We start from the raw sequence: 20,965 nt of genomic DNA, 5'->3' as shown, positions 1-20,965 counted from the left end.
CGCCCATGAGCACCGCGCCCGACCCGTACGCCGCGCTGCCGCAGCTGCCGACGTTCACGCTGACATCGGAATCGGTCACCGACGGCCAGTCGCTGGCCCAGCCGCAGGTCAGCGGGATCATGGGCGCGGGCGGGGAAGATGTCAGCCCGCAGTTGAGCTGGTCAGGATTCCCGGGGGAGACCCGCAGCTTCGCCGTCACCGTCTACGACCCCGACGCGCCGACGGCCTCGGGATTCTGGCATTGGGCGGTGGCCAACCTGCCCGCCGACGTCACCGAGCTGCCCGCGGGCGCCGGCGACGGCAGCGACCTGCCCGGAGGAGCGCTCACACTGGTCAACGACGCGGGCATGCGCCGCTACATCGGTGCCGCTCCGCCGCCGGGGCACGGGCCGCACCGCTACTACATCGCGGTGCACGCGGTCGACGTCGACAAGCTCGACCTTGGCGAGGACGCCAGCCCCGCATACCTCGGCTTCAACCTGTTCCAGCACGCGATCGCGCGCGCCGTCATCCACGGCATCTACGAGCAGAAGTAGCTCGCGCCGACTTGTCGGCGGGCGGTTGTATCATTCGAACATGCGTTCGAGTGATACCTACGATCGGCTTAACGCGGTACTTGATGAAGTCAACGTGTCGTTGGATCGCTTCCTCGCGTCCATCGACTCGCTGACGGCCGGCGAGCTGATCGAGGCTCGCGGCCGCTACGCGTTACTTACGGTGCGGCTGGACGCTCTGACCTATGAGCTGTCCAGCCCGTTCGGCTGCCCAACTGGACGGCGCACATGACCTTGACGGACCGTGAGCAGATTCAGGCCGACGTTGAGGCGTTGTGCGCTGTGGCTACTCGTTTCCAGGATCATGCGTATGCGGCGCTGACCAACCCGGAACGCTTGGGGATATTGGAGAAACTCGAAGGCGTAACACGGAAACTCCAGACGCCAAGTCACCAGCTCATCAATCAGCTTGGTGAGCAGGCGGATTCGGCAGAGCTGGGCGGCAAGCTGAGCTGGGCGTTGGCCGATCGGCTGAACATCACCCGTGGGGAGGCCAGCCGCCGCATCGCTGAGGCAGCCGAACTGGGTCCGCGGCGGGCGCTGTCCGGTGAGCCGTTGGCGCCGGTGCTGCCCGCCACCGCCGCGGCCCAACGCGCCGGTGCCATCGGGCCCGACCACGTGGCGGTGATCCGGCGGTTTTTCCACCAGCTGCCCGACTCCGTCGACGTCGGCACTCGTGTGGAGGCCGAGAAGGACTTGGCGGTCCGGGCCGCCGGGTTTCGCCCCGACACGCTCGCCAAGCTCGCCCGCCGTCTGATGGACTGCCTCAACCCCGACGGCAGCTACACCGACGCCGACCGGGCCCGCGCCCGCGGGCTGGTGCTGGGAAACCAGCAGGCCGACGGCATGTCAAAGCTGAGCGGGTGGTTGACGCCGGAAGCGCGCGCCAGCTGGGAGGCGGCGCTGGCCAAGCTGGCCGCGCCCGGGATGTGCAACCCCGACGATGAGACGCCGGTCGTGGACGGCGCATCGCCAGAAGAGGCGGTGCGGCGCGACACCCGCACGGCCGCCCAGCGCAACCACGACGGCCTCAACGCCGCCCTGCGTGCGTTGTTGGCCAGCGGCACCCTGGGCCGGCACAACGGATTGCCTGCGGCCATCGTCGTGACGACCACACTCACCGAGTTGGAAGCCGCCGCGGGCAGGGGCTTGACCGGAGGGGGCACCATCCTGCCCATGTCCGATGTGATCCGCCTGGCGCGGCATGCCCACCACTATTTGGCGGTCTTCGACAAGGGCAAGCCGCTGGCGCTGTATCACGGCAAGCGCCTGGCCTCGCCGGGTCAGCGAATTGTCTTGTACGCCAAGGATCGCGGCTGTTCGCATCCGGGTTGCGACGTGCCGGGCTATTACTGCGAAGTCCACCACGTCGAAGACTGGGCCAGCACCCGCCGCACTGACATCGATCAGCTCACCCTGGCGTGCGGGCCGCACCACCGGCTGCTGGAGAAGGGGTGGGCCACCCGAAAACGCGCGAACGGCGAAACGGAATGGATCCCGCCGCCGCACCTGAATCGCGGGCAGCCCCGCGTCAACACCTTCCACCATCCCGAACGGGTCCTGGCCGAACAAGACGAAGAGGACCAAGACGATGAGAACGACGCGGCGGGCGCGGCTTAACTCGCCGCCCCGCCGGGGTCAGGCGCGGCCGACCCGACGGCGTCGCTCAGCGAGGCGAACCCGCCGTCGCGCAGCCGGCGGGCGATGCCGTCGTGAATGCGCTTGGGCCACAAGCCCCCTCCGTAGATGAAGCCGGTGTAGCCCTGCAACAGCGACGCGCCCGCGGTGATCCGCTCCCACGCGTCGTCGGCCGTCTCGATGCCGCCGACGCTGATCAGCACCAGGCGATCGCCGACTCGGGCGTATAGCCGGCGCAGCACCTCGGTGGCGCGCCCCGCCACCGGCGGCCCGGAGATGCCACCCGGGCCCAGCGCGTCCACCCCGGGCGTCCGCAGGCCCTGGCGCGACACGGTGGTGTTGGTGGCGACGATCCCGGCCACGCCCAGCTCGACGGCCAGGTCGGCGACGGCGTCCAGGTCGGCGTCGGAAAGGTCGGGCGCGATCTTCACCAGCACCGGCGTCGACGTCTCGGCGAGGACGGCGGACAGGATGGGCCGCAGCGACTCGACGGCCTGCAAGTCGCGCAGCCCGGGGGTGTTCGGCGAGCTGACGTTGACCACCAGATAGGACGCCAGGGGCCCGACCAGCCGCGCGCTGGCCCGATAGTCGTCGACGGCGTCGGCGGCCGGGGTGGTCTTCGTCTTGCCGATGTTGACCCCGATCGGGATGTCGGGCCGGTGCCGCGCGAGCTGGATCGCCAGCGCGCCTGCGCCGAGGTTGTTGAATCCCATGCGGTTCAGCAGGGCGCGGTCGGCGGGTAGCCGGAACATGCGCGGGGCGGGATTGCCGGGCTGCGCGTTGGCTGTCACGGTTCCCACCTCGGCGTACCCGAACCCGAGCGCGCCCCAGGTCAGTAGCCCCAGGCCGTCCTTGTCGAAGCCGGCGGCCAGCCCGAGCGGCCCGGGGAAGCGGACCCCGAACACCGTGCTCGCCAGCACCGGATCGGTGGGTCCGAGCAGCCGGTGCAACAGTCGGCGTGCCGCGGCGACGGCGGTGGCGCCGCGCAGCACCCCGAAGACCAGCGTGTGGATGCGTTCGGGCGGAACCAGGAAGAACAGCCGTCGCAGCAGGCCGTACACCATGCCGTCGCGGGCCACCGTCACAGTTCCGGCTGGTCGGGCCGCCGGTTATCCAGCCGAGACTTCTTGCGGCGCAACAAAACCCGCCTGCTACCGTCGGTGTACAGCCGTACCCGGGTCAGCTCCCAGCCGCGGTACTCGGCCTCGATCGACAACCGGGTGGACGCGCTGAGGCGGGTCACCTCCGGGGGCAGCCGCAGCGGCACCCATTCGTAGTCGTCGGACAACTCGCTGTCCCAGCCCGCGGGCAACTGGCTTCGGCGCGACGCGGTCAACGCGGCCCCGCCGCGTGTTCGATGACCTGTACCCCCGCACCGGACCCCGACACCACGTACAACGTGTCCGACGCTTCGTCGAAGGCAAGCGAGTTGGGTTGCTGCACGGTTGGGTAACGCACCTTTTCGACGGGAATTCCGGTGGACAGATCGTAACCAACCACGATATTCGAAGCGGTCTGGGTTACCCAGCTCAACTCGCGGGATCCGGCCAGGGCGTACGGCGCCTGGGGCACCGGATAGGCCTGCCGCAAGATCAGCGGGTCGACCCCGTAGACCAGCAGCTGGCCGCCGCGGGTGTCGGCGACCAGAACCCGGCCCCACGGGTCCGCGGCCATGGTGGTTGCGCCTTCGCCCGCCCGCAGCGCCTGTTGGACCTGGCCGTCGCCGCCGATCGTCGTGACGGAGGTCTGCCCCCGGTCCAGCACCACCGTCGTATTCCCTTGGGTGGCAAGCCAATCGACCCGTGCGAAAATCTTGCTCCGGCTGCCGACGGTCGCGCTGCCGGCGGCGCCCGGCGCCGGCGAGGCGAGGGTGTAGACGGCCCCGTCGGCGCTGCCCAGCACCAGCTTGCCGTCGGCGCGCAGGGCCACCGCGGTGAAATCGGCCTGCGAGGCGTCGGCGACGTTCACCCGCGCCGCGCGGCCCGTGGACAGGTCGACCACGAAATAGCCACCCCGCGCGGCGAGGAACAGGGTGCCGCGGCCGTCGTCGGTCAACGCGGTCGCCGGCCCGGGCAGGCCGACGACCCGCGGCGCGGCGCTCGCGTCACCGAACACGGTGACGGCGGCCGGTCCCCCCGGATCGGCGCCGGGCGCCAGCACCGCAAGCTGGTGAGTGCCGCCGTCGAAGGCCGCCGCAGCGGCGTGGGCGGCCATCGGGCGGACCTGCCCGGCCGGGTTTTGTGACGCCGGCGGCGACACCGCGGCCACGGCCGGTTCGATGGTGGGCGGCGCAGATTTGAATGTATTGGACGAACATCCCACGACCGCGGCCAGCAAAAGCGCGACGCCGAGAACACCGTGATGAACTGGCGGTTTACTGCGCATGTGTCCTGACAGCAATGATCTTCCCTCGCGTAGCGCCGGTAAGGTTCCCAGGTTAAGGAACGCCTTCGCATCCAATATGGCCATGTCGCCGACATCAAGCCCCGCGGTCGAGGTATCGTCGCCTCATGGCCGTCACCGTTGACCGGCATATCGCGGAGAAAGAGTTTGCTGTCGAGGACATGTCGACAGGCATTTTCGCCAGCGGCTATGGACATGTCGGTGATGGGCGCAGTTTTTCGTTTCATATCGAACACCGCTCGCTCGTCGTCGAAATTTACCGACCGCGCCTTGCCGGGCCGGTTCCCCAGGCCGATGAGGTGGTCGCCACGGCCGTCCGCAGCCTGGTCGAGATCGACCTGACCGACGAGCGCAGCCTGATCGCCGCCGTGCGCGACTCGGTGGCGCATGCGACGCCCGTCTCGCCGTAGCCGTTAGCCCGCCCGCACCGGGTACGGTCGTGGTCGTGGTTGCGCCAACCTCTCGGATGCCCCGGTTGGGCCGCGCGGGATGACGGTCATCCTGTTGCGGCACGGCCGATCCAGCTCGAACACGGCCGGCGTCTTGGCGGGCCGCTCGGAGGGCGTCGACCTCGATGACAAGGGCCGCGATCAGGCCGCCGGGTTGATCGACCGGATCGGCGACCTGCCCATCCGCGCGTTGATCAGTTCGCCGTTGCTGCGGTGCCGGCGCACCCTCGAGCCGCTCGCCGAGGCGCTCTGCCTGGAGCCGCTGATCGATGATCGGCTGGCCGAAGTGGACTACGGGGACTGGACCGGCCGCAAGATCGCCGAGCTGGCCGCCGAGCCGCTGTGGCGGGTCGTGCAGGCGCACGCGAGCGCCGCGGTGTTCCCCGGCGGCGAGGGGCTGGCGCAGGTGCAGGCGCGCGCGGTGGCCGCCGTCCGGGAACACGATCGCCGGCTGGCCGCCAAGCACGGCGGCGACGCCCTGTGGGTGGCCTGCACTCACGGTGATGTCATCAAGGCGGTCGTCGCCGACGCCTACGGCATGCACCTGGACGCGTTCCAGCGGGTGACCGCCGACCCGGCTTCGGTGAGCGTGATCCGCTACACCGAATTGCGCCCGTTTGTGTTGCACGTCAACCACACCGGAGCGAAATTGGCTGCGGCGCTGCGGGCGGGCCCACCGCCGCAGGATGAGGCCCAGGATGGGTCGCGGGCCAAGACGGACGGCGAGTCCCCGGCGGCACCAACGGAACAGCCGGCCGCGGTCGTGCCGTCCGGCGACGCGGTGGTCGGCGGCTCGACTGATTAATTCCGCTTAAAACAGGCGGGGCGGGGCAATCGGATCGCACGGCGAAGGCAACAGCCGGTATTTTGGAGGTGCCATGGCCCGCGCAATTCACGTCTTCCGCACACCCGACCGCTTCGTGGCCGGGACCGTTGGTCAGCCCGGAAACCGCACCTTCTACATCCAGGCGGCGCACGACTCGCGGGTGGTGTCGGTGGTCCTGGAGAAGCAGCAGGTTGCGGTGCTGGCCGAGCGCATCGGTGCGCTGCTGCTGGAGGTGAATCGCCGGTTCGGCACGCCGGTCCCCCCGGAGCCGGCCGAGGTGGACGACCTGAACCCGTTGATCACACCGGTGGATGCCGAGTTCCGGGTCGGAACCATGGGGCTGGGCTGGGATTCGGAGGCCCAGACCGTGGTGGTCGAGTTGCTGGCCGTCACCGACGCCGAGTTCGACGCGTCGGTGGTGCTCGACGACACCGAAGAGGGCCCCGACGCGGTGCGGGTGTTCCTGACGCCGGAGTCGGCGCGGCAGTTCGCGACGCGCTCCAACCGCGTCATCTCGGCGGGGCGTCCGCCGTGCCCGCTGTGCGACGAGCCGTTGGACCCGGAGGGCCATATCTGCGCACGCGCCAACGGTTATCGGCGCAGTGCGCTGCTCGGGCCTGACGATGAACTTGAGGCCTGACGACCGTGAGGTGTTGCGGAACGGCGAGCTGACGGTCATCGGACGCATCCGCTCCGCCAGCAACGCCACCTTCCTGTGCGAGTCCACGCTCGGCGAAGCGACCGTGCACTGCGTCTACAAGCCGATCTCCGGGGAGGCCCCGCTGTGGGATTTTCCCGACGGAACGCTGGCCGGCCGGGAACTCGGCGCCTACCTGATCTCGACGCAGCTGGGGTGGAACCTGGTGCCGTACACCATCATTCGCCACGGGCCGGCGGGGCCGGGCATGCTGCAGCAGTGGGTGCAGCAGCCCGGGGACGCGGTGGACAGCGATCCACGGCCGGGGCCGGACCTGGTCGACCTGTTTCCCGCCGGCAGCCAGCAGCCGGGCTACCTGCCCGTGCTGCGCGCCTACGACTACGCCGGTGACGAGGTCATCCTGATGCACGCCGACGACATCCGGCTGCGGCGGATGGCGGTGTTCGACGTGCTGGTCAACAACGCCGACCGCAAGGGCGGCCACGTCCTGCGCGACCTGGACGGCCACATTTTCGGGGTCGACCACGGCGTGTGCCTGCACGTCGAGAACAAGCTGCGCACGGTGCTGTGGGGCTGGGCCGGCAAGCCGATCGACGACCAAACCCTGAAGGCGGTCGCCGGCCTGGCCGACGCCGTGGGCGCGGAGCTGGGGGATGCGCTGGCCGAGCACATCACCCGGGCGGAGATCGCCGCGTTGCGCAAACGGGCGCACGCGCTGTTGAACGATCCGGTGATGCCGGTTCCCAACCGGCACCGGCCCATTCCGTGGCCGGCCTTCTAAGGCGATGCCACGGGTTCAAACTTCGCAGGGGCCGTCGGAGATACTGATTCGGTGAGCCAGGGCCCGGACGAGCTGACCGACGCCGCACTGGCTGCCGAACTCGCCGCCGACGCCGGGGAACTGTTGCTGAAAGTGCGCGACGAGGTCGGCTTCGGTCACCCGTGGGCGTTGGGCGACGCCGGTGATGCCCTGGCCAACGAGCTGATCCTGCGGCGGCTGCGCGACGAGCGCCCCGACGACGCGGTGCTCAGCGAGGAGGCCTACGACGACCTGGTCCGGCTCAAACGCGACCGGGTGTGGATCATCGACCCGCTGGACGGCACCCGGGAGTTCTCCACGCCCGGCCGCGACGACTGGGCGGTGCACATCGCGCTGTGGCAACGTCCCACCGGCGACCCCACCAACGGCCGCCGGGAGATCACCGACGCCGCGGTGTCGCTGCCGGCCCGCGGGAACACGGTGTACCGCACCGACACCGTGACCGCCGACGCCGCGCGCGTCGGCATCCCGCACACGCTGCGGATCGCCGTGAGCGCCAGCCGGCCGCCCTTCGTGTTGCACCGCATGCGCCAGGCGCTGGCGATCCAGCCGGTGGCGATCGGGTCGGCGGGGGCCAAGGCGATGGCCATCATCGACGGCGACGTCGACGCCTACCTGCACGCGGGCGGCCAATGGGAATGGGACAACGCGGCGCCGGCCGGGGTCGTGATGGCCGCCGGCATGCACGCCTCGCGGCTGGACGGTTCGCCCATGCGCTACAACCAGTTCGATCCGTACCTGCCCGACTTCGTGATGTGTCGTGCCGAGGTGGCGCCGATCCTGCTCGCCGCCATCCGCGACGCGTGGCGCTGAACCAGCGCGTTTAGAGTCGTTGGCATGCAGTCGTGGGCGTCCCCGCCGGTTCCGGTTTTGCCGGGACGTGGGCCGGAGCTCCGGCTGTTCGACACCTCCGATCGTCAGGTGCGCCCGGTGGCGTCCGCCACTGGCCCTGGTTCGGACGCGACCATGTACGTCTGCGGCATCACCCCGTACGACTCCACCCATCTCGGCCACGCGGCGACGTACCTGACCTTTGATCTGGTGTATCGGCAGTGGCTGGACCTGGGCCACACCGTGCACTACGTGCAGAACGTCACCGACGTCGACGATCCGCTCTTCGAGCGGGCCCTCCGCGACGGTGTCGACTGGCGGGAGCTGGGCGATCGCGAGGTCGCCCGGTTCCGCGAGGACATGGCGGCGTTGCGGGTCCTGCCGCCGCGCGATTACGTCGCGGCCACCCAGGCGATCCCCGAGGTGGTCGAGCTGGTCGAGAAGATGCTGGCCTCGGGCGCGGCCTACGTGCTGGACGGCGATTACCCCGACGTCTACTACCGGGCCGACGCCACCCCGCAGTTCGGCTACGAGTCCGGCTACGACCGCGAAACCATGCTGCGGCTGTTCGGGGAGCGCGGCGGCGACCCGGACCGGCACGGCAAGAGCGACGAGCTCGACGCGCTGCTGTGGCGGGCCGCAAGACCGGGCGAACCGAGCTGGCCGGCACCGTTCGGCGACGGCCGGCCGGGCTGGCATGTGGAGTGTGCGGCGATCGCGCTCAGCCGCATCGGCAGCGGCTTGGACATCCAGGGCGGCGGGAGCGACCTGATCTTCCCGCATCACGAGTTCACCGCCGCGCACGCCGAATGTGTCCGTGGCGAACGGCGATTCGCCCGGCACTACGTGCACTCGGGCATGATCGGCTGGGACGGGCACAAGATGTCCAAGAGCCGCGGCAACCTGGTGCTGGTGTCGACGTTGCGGGCGCAGGGTGTCGAGCCGGCGGCCATCCGGCTGGGCCTGCTGTCCGGGCATTACCGCGCGGACCGGTTCTGGAGCCAGCAGGTGCTCGACGAGGCCGCCGCCCGCCTGGGGCGCTGGCGCAGCGCGACGGCGCTGCCCGCCGGCCCGGACGCCGCCGACGTGATCGCGCGGGTGCGCCAATACCTGGCCGACGACCTGAACACACCCAAAGCGCTTGCGGCGCTTGATGGTTGGACCACCGACGCGCTCGAATACGGTGGTCACGACGTGGACGCGCCGAAGCTGGTGGCCACTGCGATCGACGCGCTGCTTGGGGTGGAACTGTGAAAGCGGTACTTTGACGCCCATGACGTCGCTGCAGGACAAAGTCGTTTTCATCACCGGCGGTGCCCGGGGAATCGGTGCCGAGGTGGCCCGCCGGCTGCGCGACAAGGGCGCCAGGCTGGTGCTCACCGATCTCAACGACGCCGAGCTGAGCGCGCTGGCCGCCGAGCTCGGTGAAGACCGCGTGCTGACCGCCGTCGCCGACGTGCGCGACCTGAATGCCATGCAGGCGGCCGCCGCGCGGGCCGTCGAACGGTTCGGCGGCATCGATGTCGTCGTGGCCAACGCAGGCATCGCCAGCTACGGGTCGGTGCTGCAGGTCGACCCCGAGGCGTTCAAGCGGGTCCTGGACATCAACGTCCTCGGCGTCTTCAACACCGTGCGGGCCACGTTGCCGGCGGTGATCGAGACCCGCGGCTACGTGCTGATCGTCTCGTCGCTGGCCGCGTACGCGGCGTGTCCGGGGCTGGCCCCCTACAACGCGTCGAAGGCCGGCGTGGAGATCCTCGCCAACGCGTTGCGGCTGGAGGTGGCGCACCGCGGCGTCGCGGTCGGGTCGTCGCACATGTCGTGGATCGACACCGCGCTGGTTCGCGACAGCGAGGCCGACCTGCCCGCCTTCGGCAAGCTGCTGGCCAGCTTCCCGTGGCCGCTGAACAAGACCACCACCGTCGCGAAATGCGCGGACGCGTTCGTCAAGGGCATCGAGGGCCGTCGCAACCGGGTTTACTGCCCCAGCTGGGTGGCCGCGTTCCGCTGGATCAAGCCGGTGCTGTCCACCTCGGTCGGCGAGTTGCCGCTGCACAAGCCGACGTCGGAGCTGCTGCCCGAACTGGACGCCCAGGTCGCGGCGCTCGGGCGGTCCACCAGCGCCTACAACCAGGGACTGGGCAAGAAGGTTTAGTCCGATGGTGGCGACCCGCTTCGCCCGGCTGCGCCGCGCTCGTGATCGCCGCTAGCCCGATGGCGGCGACCCGCTGCACTCGGCGTCGCCGAGTTTGCGATCGCCGCTAGCCCGATGGCGGCGACCCGCTGCACTCGGCGTCGCCGAGTTTGCGATCGCCGCTAGTCCGATGGCGGCGACCCGCTGCACTCGGCGTCGCCGAGTTTGCGATCGCCGCTAGCGCCCGAAGCCGGGCCGGCGGCGGCGCAGATACCGCTCGAACTCGGCGGCCAGCGCGTCGCCGTCGATCTTGCCCAGCGCCTCGTTCATGTCGACCTCCGCATCGCCGCGCTGTTCCAGCGACAGCACGTATTCGGCCAGGTCCTCGTCCTCGGCGGCCATCTCGGTGATGGCCTGCTCCCACTCCTCGGCGTCGGTCGGCAGGTCGGCCAGCGGCACCTCGATGTCGAGCACGTCCTCGACGCGGCGCAGCAACGCCACCGTCGCCTTCGGGTTGGGCGGCTGAGACACGTAGTGCGGCACGGCCGCCCAGAACGTCACGGCGGGGATCCCGGCGGCCACGCAGGCGTCCTGGAACACCCCGGCGATGCCGGTCGGTCCCTCGTAGCGGCTCTCCTCGAGCCCGAAGCGTTTGGCCGATTCGGGGGAGTACGCCGCGCCCGACACCGGAACCGGCCGGGTGTGCGGCGTGTCGGCCAGCAGCGCCCCCAGGATGACCACGGTGTCCACGTTGAGTTTGTCGGCGATGGCGACCAGCTCGGCGCAGAAGGTGCGCCAGCGCATGTTGGGTTCCACGCCGTGCATCAACACCACGTCGCGGTCGCTGCCCGGCGGCCGGCAGTGGGAGATGCGCATCGCCGGCCACACCAGCTCCCGGGTCACCCCGTCGACCTGACGAATGACCGGGCGGTTCACCTGGTAGTCGTAGTACGCCTCGTCGTCGATCTCCAGGATCGGGTCGGCTTCCCAGATGGCCTCGAGGTGCTCGAGCGCGTCACTGGCCGCGTCGCCCGCGTCGTTCCAGCCCTCGAATGCCGCCACGACGATGGTGTTGTGCAGCTCGGGCAGTTTGGCTTCACCGAAGGGTGGGCCATCGGACGGGGTCACAGAATCAGCGTACGGCCTTTGCGGCCGATGTTCGGCCTTCCCCGGCAGGGACCCGTCATCCTCCGGGGGCATTCCCTTCCGACGACTATCCTGAATGGGGTGACTGCCGACCTGACCCGGGACGACGTCAACCACCGGCGACCCGGTCGAGACGAAATACGCTCGGCGTCAAACTGGTTAACCTTGGTAACTACCCCGTCGCCGACAGGATCCGCGAGCCGTTGGTCGCGGCGATGGGTTGGGCGTCCAGACGTCGGGTGACAACGTAGACTTTCCACCGTCGAGAGGCGTTGCAACGGATCCGGGTCCCCCGTCGGTATCCGCCACGCTCGGCAGAGTCGACGTTGTTGACGAGAAGGACGCCTTCCGCTACGGAAGGAACGTACGTGAGCGCTCTTGAGCCGAAGTTCAGCCCCGAGCCGAACATCCGTCCCGACTGCACCGACGACCTGACGGCAGCCCTGCGCCAGCGAATCATGGTGATCGACGGCGCGATGGGCACGGCGATCCAGCGGGACCGGCCGGATGAGGCCGGCTACCGCGGGGAGCGGTTCAAGGACTGGCCGAGCGATCTCGTCGGCAACAACGACCTGCTCAACCTGACGCAGCCGCACATCATCGAGGGGATCCATCGCGAGTACCTCGAGGCGGGCGCCGACATCCTCGAGACCAACACGTTCAACGCGAACGCGATCTCGCTGTCCGACTACGGCATGCAGGAACTGAGCTACGAGCTGAATTACGCCGGCGCCGCGCTTGCGCGGGCGGCGGCCGACGAGTTCAGCACCCCGGACAAGCCCCGCTACGTCGCCGGCGCCCTCGGGCCGACCACGCGGACCGCGTCGATCTCGCCGGACGTGAACGATCCCGGGGCGCGCAACGTCTCGTACGACCAGCTGGTCGCCGCCTACCTCGACGCCGCCCGCGGCCTGGTCGACGGTGGTGCCGACCTCATCATCGTCGAGACGATCTTCGACACGCTGAACGCCAAGGCGGCGGTGTTCGCCATCGAGACCCTGTTCGAGGAACGCGGGCGCCGCTGGCCGGTGATCATCTCGGGCACCATCACCGACGCTTCCGGGCGGACGTTGTCCGGTCAGGTCACCGAGGCCTTCTGGAACTCGATCAGGCACGCCCGGCCGATCGCGGTCGGGCTCAACTGCGCCCTGGGTGCACCGGAGATGAGGCCGTACATCGCGGAGATGTCGCGCATCGCGGACACCTTCGTCTCCTGCTACCCGAACGCCGGTCTGCCCAACGCCTTTGGCGAGTACGACGAGTTCCCGACGCGGCAGGCCGGCTACATCGCCGAATTCGCCGACGCCGGGCTGGTGAACCTGGTCGGTGGTTGCTGCGGGACGACGCCGGCGCACATAGCCGAGATCGCCAAGGTCGTCGAGGGCAAGCCGCCGCGGGACGTGCCGGAGATTCGGGTGGCCACCCGCCTCGCCGGCCTGGAGCCGCTCAACATCACCGACGACTCGCTGTTCGTCAACATCGGTGAGCGCACCAACATCACCGGTTCCGCCCGGTTCCGCAACCTGATCAAGGCCGAGGACTACGACACCGCGCTGTCGGTTGCGCTGCAGCAGGTCGAGGTCGGCGCGCAGGTCATCGACATCAACATGGACGAGGGCATGATCGACGGCGTCGCCGCGATGGACCGGTTCACCAAGCTGATCGCGGCCGAGCCGGACATCAGCCGCGTCCCGGTGATGATCGACTCGTCCAAGTGGGAGGTCATCGAGGCCGGCCTGAAGAACGTGCAGGGCAAGCCGATCGTCAACTCGATCTCCATGAAGGAGGGCGAGGAGAAGTTCATCCGCGAGGCGCGGCTGTGCCGCAAGTACGGGGCGGCCGTCGTCGTGATGGCCTTCGACGAGCAGGGCCAGGCCGACAACCTGGAGCGCCGCAAACAGATCTGCGGTCGCGCCTACCGGATCCTGACCGAACAGGTCGGCTTCCCGCCCGAGGACATCATCTTCGACCCGAACTGTTTCGCGCTGGCGACCGGTATCGAGGAGCACGCGTCCTACGGGATCGACTTCATCGAGGCCTGCGCCTGGATCAAGGAGAACCTGCCCGGCGTGCACCTCTCCGGCGGCATCTCGAACGTGTCGTTCTCGTTCCGGGGCAACAACCCCGTCCGCGAGGCCATCCACTCGGTGTTCCTGTTCCACGCCATCAAGGCCGGTCTGGACATGGGCATCGTCAACGCGGGTGCGCTGGTGCCCTACGACTCGATCGACCCCGAACTGCGGGAGCGCATCGAGGACGTCGTGCTGAACCGCCGCGAGGACGCGGCCGAACGACTACTGGAAATCGCGGAGCGGTTCAACAGTTCGGAAAAGTCCGAGGACCCGGCGGCCGCCGAGTGGCGCGGCCTGCCGGTCCGCGAGCGGATCACCCACGCCCTGGTCAAGGGCATCGATGCGCACGTCGACGAGGACACCGAGGAACTGCGGGCCGAGATCGCCGCCGCGGGTGGTCGCCCGATCGAGGTGATCGAGGGCCCGCTGATGGACGGCATGAACGTCGTCGGCGACCTTTTCGGCTCGGGCAAGATGTTCCTGCCCCAGGTGGTGAAGTCGGCCCGCGTGATGAAGAAGGCCGTGGCGTACCTGCTGCCGTTCATCGAGGAGGAGAAGGAGCAGAACGGCACTGCGGCGGCGAAGGACACCAACGGCACCATCGTGATGGCGACGGTGAAGGGCGACGTCCACGACATCGGCAAGAACATCGTCGGGGTTGTCTTGCAGTGCAACAACTTTGAGGTGATCGATCTCGGTGTGATGGTGCCCGCGAGCAAGATCCTGGATGCGGCGAAGGAACACAACGCCGACATCATCGGGCTGTCCGGCCTGATCACCCCCTCGCTGGACGAGATGGTCAACTTCGCCGCGGAGATGGAACGCGAGGGCTTGGAGATCCCGCTGCTGATCGGCGGCGCGACCACCTCGCGCGCCCACACCGCGGTGAAGGTGGCGCCGCGCCGTTCCGGGCCGGTGGTTTGGGTCAAGGACGCGTCGCGCTCGGTGCCGGTCGCCGCGGCGCTGCTCGACGACAAGCAGCGTCCTGGCCTGCTCGAGGCCACCGAGGCCGACTACGCATCGCTGCGGGAACGGCACGCGCAAAAGAACGAGCGGCCGATGCTGACCCTGGAGAAGGCTCGGGCGAACCGGACGCCGGTCGAGTGGGACGGCTACACGCCGCCGGTGCCCGCGATCGGTGCGGTAGTACGGGAATTTCAGGACTACGATCTCGCCGAGTTGCGCGAATACATCGACTGGCAGCCGTTCTTCAACGCCTGGGAGATGAAGGGCCGCTTCCCCGACATTCTCAACAACCCGGCCTCGGGTGAAGCCGCCCGCAAGCTGTACGACGACGCCCAGCAGATGCTCGACACCGCGATCAAGGAGAAGTGGCTGACCGCCAACGGGGTGATCGGGTTCTTCCCGGCCAACGCCGTCGGTGACGACATCGAGGTCTACACCGACGACACCCGCTCCGAGGTGCTGACCACGCTGCACAACCTGCGCCAGCAGGGCGAGCACCGCGACGGCATCCCCAACCGGTCGTTGGGCGACTACATCGCGCCCAAGGACACCGGCCTGGCCGACTACGTGGGCGCCTTCGCCGTCACCGCGGGGCTCGGCAGCCAGGAGAAGATCGCGGAGTTCAAGGCGGCGCTCGACGACTACAGCGCGATCCTGCTGGAATCGGTCGCCGACCGGCTGGCCGAGGCGTTCGCCGAGCGGATGCACCAACGAGTTCGCAAGGAGTTCTGGGGATTCCAGCCGGACGAGCAGCTGGACAACGAGGCGCTCATCGACGAGAAGTACGTGGGAATCCGCCCCGCGCCCGGCTACCCGGCCTGCCCGGAGCACACCGAGAAGGTGACGCTGTGGAAGCTGATGGACGTCAAGGAGCGGACCGGCATCGAGCTCACCGAGTCGATGGCGATGTGGCCCGGCGCGGCCGTCAGCGGCTGGTACTTCTCGCACCCCCAGTCGCAGTACTTTGTGGTCGGCCGGCTGGGCCAGGACCAGGTCGCCGACTACGCGAAGCGCAAGGGCTGGACCTTGAAGGAAGCCGAACGCTGGCTCGCGCCCAACCTCGGCTACAACCCGGAGGATTGATCCAGAGTTGAACCGCATCGCCGATATCGCCACCGACATTGTCGCCGAAGCCGTCAATGTCACGGTCCTGCACGTCCGACGCATCGTCGGGGCGCTGGGTACCGCGGTCGACCGCACGAAGCGCGAGGTTGGCGATTTAGCCTGGGACTACGGCGATTTGGCGGCCAGCGTCCGTTCCTCGGGCCGCCGCAGGCCTGCGTCCACCGGGGACGACGGCCAGGTGACGCACGGCGAGTGCGGCGCCGACGTGATATCGATCGATCGGCGTCGTCGAAAGGCCAACTGAGACAACGCCCATGGGTGCCGGCCCTAGACGCGCAGCACGGAACCCAAGGCGGACAGCGGGATATGCGCTTGCACCGTGCCCCCGTCCATGAACCACTGCATGGCACCGGGCGTGAAGTTGAGCGGCTCGTCGTGAGCCACGGGGTAGTCCGGCATGTACAGGATCAATTCGTCCGGCGTCAACGCCCAGGCCTTGTAAGCCCCGGAGTAGACCTTGTCGGGAGTCCAACGGTCGAGGACAAACGGGTAGGTGCCCGGATCATGCGGTGGGGGAGCCTGATTGAGCGCCGTCTCAACGAACGGCGCGGCCACCGGCGGGATCGCGGTCAGCGGGTTTGACGTTGTCAGGTCGGCCAGCTGCACCCGACGGCCGCTTGCCATGTCGAATGTGAAGGTCCGGTAGGCGTTGTTCGGCTTTGGCCCGTCGGCGTGGTAATCCTCGTGGAACACCGCGCTGAGCAGGTTGCCGTGCCGGAATACTTCGAAGTTCTCCTCGCCGTAGCTGTCGGCGGCCATGCTCGTGTTCGCCGTCTTCCAGTTGGTGACCAGGGTTTTCAGATAATCGCGCACCACCGGGCCGGTAGTCGGGTTGTCGACCAGGTCCGGCACCGCGACCTTGATGTCCCGCACGGCTTTGCGTTCCGATGTGACCGAGGTGTGACAGTACTGGCCGTCCCAGTCGCCGCCCAGCTCCCCGCAAAATGAAGGAGCGGACGCACTTGCCGGGACGGCGGTGGAAATTGTTGTGGCAACTACCAATATGGCTGCCGTCGACAATTCCTTGAGCATCACATCATCCCGTCGGCTCAGAGGAGCTGGACTTTACTTGCCCGCCAGCGACCGTCGACCTTCTCCATGGTCATCTTGATCCTGCTGCGGTCGATGCGCGGGTCGGGAGCGGCGGTATTGGTGACGGTCTGGTCGATAAAGACCAGCACGACAACCCTATTGGTGGACGCCGACTGAACCGCCGAGTCCACCACGACGCCGTGCGCGGTCGCCTTGTTGTCGATCAGCAGCTGGCGAAGTTTGACGCTGGATTGGGTGTACATGTCCTTGAACTCGCCGGTCGCACCGTCGAGAACCTGCCGAAAGTTGTCGTCGACCTTGTTTGAATCGATGCTCGTCAGCACCTGCGCGTAGGCGATGGCCGCCTGTTGGGCCTGCTCGCCCGCGAGCCTGACTTGATGCTCTTGCCACTGCCGCCAGCCGAGGAACCCCGAAAGGGCAAGCGAGGCAATCAGCAGCATCGGCAGGGCACCGCGGCGCAGATAATGTTTCCAGGGCCGCTTGCGGCGCTCGGTATCGGGGCGCTTGCGCTTGAGCAACGCGCCCTCGCCCTCGCCCTCGTCCTCGCCCTCGCCCTCGCCCGTGGTCGTGTCGTCGAGACCAGCGCGCGCCTCGTCGGCGTCGTCGTCAGTGACGTCCGAAGCTGCGGCGCCCGAGTCCGCTTCGGCTTGCACGTCGGCCTTTGGGTTCTTCTTGGTGGTCACGGCCACGATCATCTCCTAGGGATCGGCTCGAATGGTTGGGGTTCAGTGGGGTGGTTCGATCGGCAGAGGCGGGCCACCGTAGGGGGTGGGAATGGTGTAGCGGCCCCGCGGGGTCGGATCTGTGCGCGCGCCCAGGTCGGCGCCCGGCGGCGGCCCGGCGGTGTCGTCGCCCCCGGGCCGGGGCGCGTTCTTGGCGCCGCGGATGGAGACGGCGGGGTCGTCGTCCCGGCAGTAGGTGTACATGAACGGTTCGTAGTAGTCGGCGGCCGAGGAGGCGTGCGACGGTGTCCCGTAGTCGCACACATAGCGGGGGTAGAGGTCGGCCGTCGCCCACACGCCTTGATCGTGAAAAGTGCTTGCGACGGCGTCCAATACCGATCCGCGGTAGTCGGGGAACAGCGCGTTGAGTGCGGGCACTCGCACATAGAGCAGCTGCGACATGGTGGCCATGCTGCCCAGCAACTGCACCATGGTGTCGGAATTGTCGGTGAAGAGATTGTCGACGGCGGACAGGGTGCGCGGCGTCTGCTCGGTCAACCGCCGATATCCGGTCTGCATCCGGGCGACGCCGGTGAGCGTCTGGTTGAGTTCCCTTGCGGCAGCGCCCAAGCCGGCGTTCTTGTCGTTTGCCAGGGTGAGAACGACCCGGCTGGTCTTGATGATGCTGGTGGTTTGCGGCAGCACCGAATCGAGCGTCGAAAGCAGGAACGTGCCGCCGTCGACAATGGCGGTCAGCTTCGCCGGGCCTTCCTTGCTCAAGCTCAATTCCTGCTTGATCAATTCGATCTTGTGGGGGTCGACTTGGGCCAACAGTCCGTCGGCGTCACCGAGCAACTGCGCCAAGCTGACCGGGACGGTGGTGTGGTCCAAGGCGATGAGGCTGCCGTCGCGCAGATACGGCCCGGCATCCGAGGCGGCTTCGAAGTTGATGTACTGCTCGCCGGCCGGCGAGAGCGCGGACACGTGGACAACGCTGTTCGCCGGGATTCGCACCGTCGACGCGATGCTGGCGACTGCGTTCACACCGTTGTCGGTGATCTGCAAAGACTCGACACGACCAACGCGCACTCCGCGCAGCGCGACGTCTTGATTGGGCAGTAGGCCGCCGGAGTCGGGCAACTGCACGGTGACGCGGTAGGACGAGGCGAACGGCTTCACCCGCAGCGCGCCGATGAGCAGATAGGCGGTTGCAACGACCAGGATGAGCACTAATCCGGCCACCGATAGCCAGACCTGTTGCCGATGGCCGGTGCGTACCGCCCGGACGATGAGGTTGGCGACGTCGTCGATGGCGCGGGTCATGGGTTCGGTCCTGGCGGGGGTCCGGGGGCGACGTCGATTTGACCCGGAATGTTCGGGTCCGGAATGACCGGAACCTGCGGTGAGTTCGGGCCGCGGCCGACCACCCGCTCCTGCAGACGCCACAGCGTGTATTTGAGCGTGCCGACGAGCAGGTTCACGTTGTAGTGGTGTGGTCCGTGCAGCCCGATGTCACCGGGGAAACCGATGTCGGGTATCGACCCGAGCATGATCTTGTCGACGCCCACATTCACCGAAATCGAATTGCCCGCCGTGGATTTGACCAACGCGGGTATCAGCCGGTTCAGCGCGAGCCAGCTGGTGTCCGGGCTCACCGCAACGTCGTTGGCGGCCGCGGCGACCGTGTTCAGGTCGCGGATCAGGCTGCGGCCGCTGGTGTCCGTCCCGCCGATCGAGGGAAACCTGGCCAGCAACCGGGACGTGTCACCCACCTGCACAGCCAGGTCGGCCAGCTGGGTGGTGTTGCCGGCCAGGGCCGAAGTGGCGGGACTGGCGGCCCCGACCAGGTCGCTGATGGTTTGGTTCTTGGCGTCGAGTTGGTCGGCCAGGCGCGACAATTGGCTCAATGCGGCGGTGATCTGATCCGACCGGGAATCCAACCGCCCGAGCAGCTCGTTGGACTTGCGGATCATGTCGCCGAACGCCTGGCCCTGGTCACCGGTTGCCTTGCCGAAGCCGTTGATGATGTTGGTGAAATTGCGAACTGCCCCCCCGTTCACCAGAATCGCCGCCGAGCTCAGCACGGACTCGACGGTCGCCGCCGCCGCCGTCGAATCCAGGCCGATGGTGTCCCCGTCCTTCAACGGGGGCCCGTCCGGATCGCCCGCGGCCGGCGGCTTCAGCGCGACGAACACGTCGCCCAACGGTGTCGCGGTGCGCAATTCGGCGGTGCTGCCGCGGGGCAGTTGCACGCCGTCGCGGATGCGCAGTCGCGTTACCGCGGTGTAATTGCGTGCCACCATCGATTCGAGCTGTCCGACATCGGCGCCGGCGAGCTTCACCTTGGCATTCATCGGCAGGTTGAGCGCATTGGAGAAGACGGCGTTGAGCGAATAGCCTCCGGACCCCAGCCCCGGGGCCGGAAGGGGCAGGCTGGCAAGGCCGTTCGTGGCGCATCCCGCGGTAACCATTGCCGCGGCAGCCGCCGCCAGCGTTGCCCGCATACCCGCTGCCATCATTTCTGCCCCATCGCGGCCATACCGTCCAGCACATAGGTCAATCCGAAGTCGGGACCGAAATCCTGGATGGTCCCGGTGCTGCAGCCGAGTTGCCGAAGGCCCATGAGGTTGCAGATCTCTTTGGTGTACTGACTGTCGAAAAGCAGCCGATCGGTGAGGAAGCGGGCACGCACGCTGCCGTTCGCACGGTCCACCATGTTGTAGGCGTTGTCAGCCACCAGCGGGGCCAGATCCAGAAGTTCGGCCAGGTCGCGCCGCTGGTCGGTCACCATCTGCAGCGTCGCGTTGCCGCCCCGCGCGGACTGCTTGATGTTGTCGCGGTTGGCGTCGAGCAGGTCGCCGGCGCGCTGGATCAGTTCGTTGAGCCTGCGGCCGGTGGTTCCGCTGCCGATGTCCTCGTCGGCCATGATCTGGCTGACTTGGTGTATGGTGGAGGCGAATTCGCGCAACTTCGTGTCATTAGCGGTCACGGCGTCGAACAGCGTGCTGATGTTTTTGACGATCGTGGTGATCTGCTCGCGAGTCGTCGCACCGCGGTCGCTGGACAAGCGCAGCGCCGTCGACAGTTCACCGAGCGCCGCTTTGATCTTCTCGCCGTTGCCCTTCACTACGTCGGTGCCGCCGCCCAGCACGTCGGCGACCGGACCGCCGCCGCGGCCGTCGCCCTCGAGTGACTTGGTCACCTTGTCCAGAACATTGAGAACGCTGCTGAATTCGACGGGCGTCTTGGTCCGGGGCAATCCGATGGTGTCGTGGTTCTGAAGGGCCGGTCCGCCCCGATACGGCGGGGTGAGTTCGATTTGGCGGTCGGTGAGGATAGAGGTCGACACGGTGACCGCTTGCGCGGTGGCGGGAACTTTGACGTGGCGGTCGACGGTGAACTCGACCTCGACGTAGCCGCCCTTGGCCGTGATCTTGGTGATGTTGCCGACGGGCATGCCCAGCACCGCCACCGTATTGCCTTCGTATAGCCCTGAGGCGCTGTCGAATTGGGCGGTCAGGCTAATGCTGTCCTCGTCGGACCCCAGGTACCACCAACCGACGCCGATCGCCGCGGCGCTCACCGCGATGGTGGCGGCGACGGCAAGCACCTTCGTTCTAAGCATGCC

General features: G+C 68.2%; 21 protein-coding genes. 12 read left to right on the top strand and 9 right to left on the bottom strand.

From position 1 onward, the window contains the following. Positions 1 to 5: 5 nt before the first annotated feature. Genes A5680_RS03305 through A5680_RS03300 form a run of 3 tightly spaced genes read left to right on the top strand, consistent with a single transcriptional unit; the run spans position 6 to position 2,174 of the window. A complete protein-coding gene (locus A5680_RS03305; protein WP_067816128.1) occupies positions 6 to 536 on the top strand; it encodes a YbhB/YbcL family Raf kinase inhibitor-like protein in 531 nt (176 codons plus the stop codon). A 40-nt stretch (positions 537 to 576) separates the two neighbouring features. After that, positions 577 to 786: a hypothetical protein gene (locus tag A5680_RS25575; RefSeq protein ID WP_156674990.1), complete on the top strand. Its 210-nt coding sequence runs from the start codon at positions 577 to 579 to the stop codon at positions 784 to 786. Continuing rightward, entirely contained in the window at positions 783 to 2,174 is a 1,392-nt protein-coding gene (locus A5680_RS03300) for an HNH endonuclease signature motif containing protein (protein ID WP_067816125.1), read from the top strand. The genes A5680_RS25575 and A5680_RS03300 overlap by 4 nt, the downstream gene beginning before the upstream one ends. Here A5680_RS03300 and A5680_RS03295 read toward each other — a convergent pair. The 3 genes from A5680_RS03295 to A5680_RS03285 are packed head-to-tail and all read right to left on the bottom strand — an operon-like array spanning position 2,171 to position 4,592. Continuing rightward, a complete protein-coding gene (locus tag A5680_RS03295) occupies positions 2,171 to 3,253 on the bottom strand; it encodes a quinone-dependent dihydroorotate dehydrogenase (RefSeq protein ID WP_197499723.1) in 1,083 nt (360 codons plus the stop codon). The genes A5680_RS03300 and A5680_RS03295 overlap by 4 nt on opposite strands. A 20-nt stretch (positions 3,254 to 3,273) precedes the next feature. After that, positions 3,274 to 3,528 carry a DUF5703 family protein gene (locus A5680_RS03290; protein ID WP_067816124.1) on the bottom strand — a complete coding sequence of 85 codons (255 nt, stop codon included), beginning with the start codon at positions 3,526 to 3,528 and terminating at the stop codon, positions 3,274 to 3,276. After that, a complete protein-coding gene (locus A5680_RS03285) occupies positions 3,525 to 4,592 on the bottom strand; it encodes a YncE family protein (RefSeq protein WP_156674989.1) in 1,068 nt (355 codons plus the stop codon). The genes A5680_RS03290 and A5680_RS03285 overlap by 4 nt, the downstream gene beginning before the upstream one ends. 110 nt (positions 4,593 to 4,702) lie before the next feature. Here A5680_RS03285 and A5680_RS03280 point away from each other — a divergent pair, with 110 nt between their 5' ends. The 7 genes from A5680_RS03280 (at position 4,703) to A5680_RS03250 (ending at position 10,334) form a co-directional block, all read left to right on the top strand. Then, a complete protein-coding gene (locus A5680_RS03280; protein ID WP_055403379.1) occupies positions 4,703 to 5,005 on the top strand; it encodes a hypothetical protein in 303 nt (100 codons plus the stop codon). A gap of 79 nt (positions 5,006 to 5,084) precedes the next feature. Next, positions 5,085 to 5,849, top strand: a complete 765-nt coding sequence (locus A5680_RS03275; protein ID WP_055403378.1) for a histidine phosphatase family protein — start codon at positions 5,085 to 5,087, stop codon at positions 5,847 to 5,849. Positions 5,850 to 5,922: 73 nt separating this feature from the next. Next, positions 5,923 to 6,510: a DUF3090 domain-containing protein gene (locus tag A5680_RS03270; RefSeq protein WP_055403377.1), complete on the top strand. Its 588-nt coding sequence runs from the start codon at positions 5,923 to 5,925 to the stop codon at positions 6,508 to 6,510. Then, positions 6,494 to 7,309, top strand: a complete 816-nt coding sequence (locus A5680_RS03265) for an SCO1664 family protein (RefSeq protein ID WP_055403376.1) — start codon at positions 6,494 to 6,496, stop codon at positions 7,307 to 7,309. Before A5680_RS03270 ends, A5680_RS03265 begins: the two co-directional genes overlap by 17 nt. Positions 7,310 to 7,360: 51 nt before the next feature. Beyond that, on the top strand, positions 7,361 to 8,161 hold the full coding sequence (locus A5680_RS03260) for a 3'(2'),5'-bisphosphate nucleotidase CysQ (RefSeq protein WP_067816118.1): 801 nt from the start codon (positions 7,361 to 7,363) through the stop codon (positions 8,159 to 8,161). 24 nt (positions 8,162 to 8,185) lie between these two features. Beyond that, positions 8,186 to 9,433, top strand: coding sequence for a cysteine--1-D-myo-inosityl 2-amino-2-deoxy-alpha-D-glucopyranoside ligase (gene mshC, locus A5680_RS03255; RefSeq protein WP_067816114.1), 1,248 nt, complete (start codon positions 8,186 to 8,188; stop codon positions 9,431 to 9,433). Between the two features lie 19 nt (positions 9,434 to 9,452). Then, positions 9,453 to 10,334, top strand: coding sequence for an SDR family oxidoreductase (locus A5680_RS03250; protein ID WP_067816111.1), 882 nt, complete (start codon positions 9,453 to 9,455; stop codon positions 10,332 to 10,334). Between the two features lie 216 nt (positions 10,335 to 10,550). Here the strand turns inward: A5680_RS03250 and A5680_RS03245 are convergent, their stop codons facing one another. Next, positions 10,551 to 11,441, bottom strand: coding sequence for a PAC2 family protein (locus tag A5680_RS03245; RefSeq protein ID WP_055403372.1), 891 nt, complete (start codon positions 11,439 to 11,441; stop codon positions 10,551 to 10,553). Positions 11,442 to 11,827: 386 nt separating this feature from the next. Here A5680_RS03245 and metH point away from each other — a divergent pair, with 386 nt between their 5' ends. Both metH and A5680_RS03235 read left to right on the top strand, forming a co-directional pair. Next, positions 11,828 to 15,580 carry a methionine synthase gene (metH, locus tag A5680_RS03240; protein WP_067816108.1) on the top strand — a complete coding sequence of 1,251 codons (3,753 nt, stop codon included), beginning with the start codon at positions 11,828 to 11,830 and terminating at the stop codon, positions 15,578 to 15,580. A 7-nt stretch (positions 15,581 to 15,587) separates the two neighbouring features. Further along, positions 15,588 to 15,866 (top strand): hypothetical protein, encoded by a 279-nt coding sequence (locus tag A5680_RS03235; protein ID WP_067816106.1) that lies wholly within the window; start codon positions 15,588 to 15,590, stop codon positions 15,864 to 15,866. A 23-nt stretch (positions 15,867 to 15,889) separates the two neighbouring features. On the opposite strand, the gene A5680_RS03230 is transcribed toward A5680_RS03235, so the two are convergent. From A5680_RS03230 to A5680_RS03210, 5 genes are read right to left on the bottom strand one after another with little or no spacing between them, the layout of a single operon-like run. Next, positions 15,890 to 16,654, bottom strand: a complete 765-nt coding sequence (locus A5680_RS03230; protein ID WP_067816094.1) for a mannan-binding family protein — start codon at positions 16,652 to 16,654, stop codon at positions 15,890 to 15,892. A 17-nt stretch (positions 16,655 to 16,671) separates the two neighbouring features. Further along, positions 16,672 to 17,370, bottom strand: a complete 699-nt coding sequence (locus tag A5680_RS03225; protein ID WP_055403369.1) for a tetratricopeptide repeat protein — start codon at positions 17,368 to 17,370, stop codon at positions 16,672 to 16,674. Positions 17,371 to 17,400: 30 nt separating this feature from the next. Further along, positions 17,401 to 18,660 (bottom strand): MlaD family protein, encoded by a 1,260-nt coding sequence (locus tag A5680_RS03220; protein ID WP_067816091.1) that lies wholly within the window; start codon positions 18,658 to 18,660, stop codon positions 17,401 to 17,403. Then, positions 18,657 to 19,856: an MlaD family protein gene (locus tag A5680_RS03215; protein WP_067816088.1), complete on the bottom strand. Its 1,200-nt coding sequence runs from the start codon at positions 19,854 to 19,856 to the stop codon at positions 18,657 to 18,659. Before A5680_RS03215 ends, A5680_RS03220 begins: the two co-directional genes overlap by 4 nt. Next, on the bottom strand, positions 19,853 to 20,962 hold the full coding sequence (locus A5680_RS03210) for an MCE family protein (RefSeq protein WP_067816148.1): 1,110 nt from the start codon (positions 20,960 to 20,962) through the stop codon (positions 19,853 to 19,855). The genes A5680_RS03215 and A5680_RS03210 overlap by 4 nt, the downstream gene beginning before the upstream one ends. Positions 20,963 to 20,965: the final 3 nt, after the last annotated feature.

Source organism: Mycobacterium sp. E2989 (assembly GCF_001667595.1).
Lineage (GTDB): Bacteria > Actinomycetota > Actinomycetes > Mycobacteriales > Mycobacteriaceae > Mycobacterium.
This window is presented reverse-complemented; position numbering and strand designations above follow the sequence as displayed.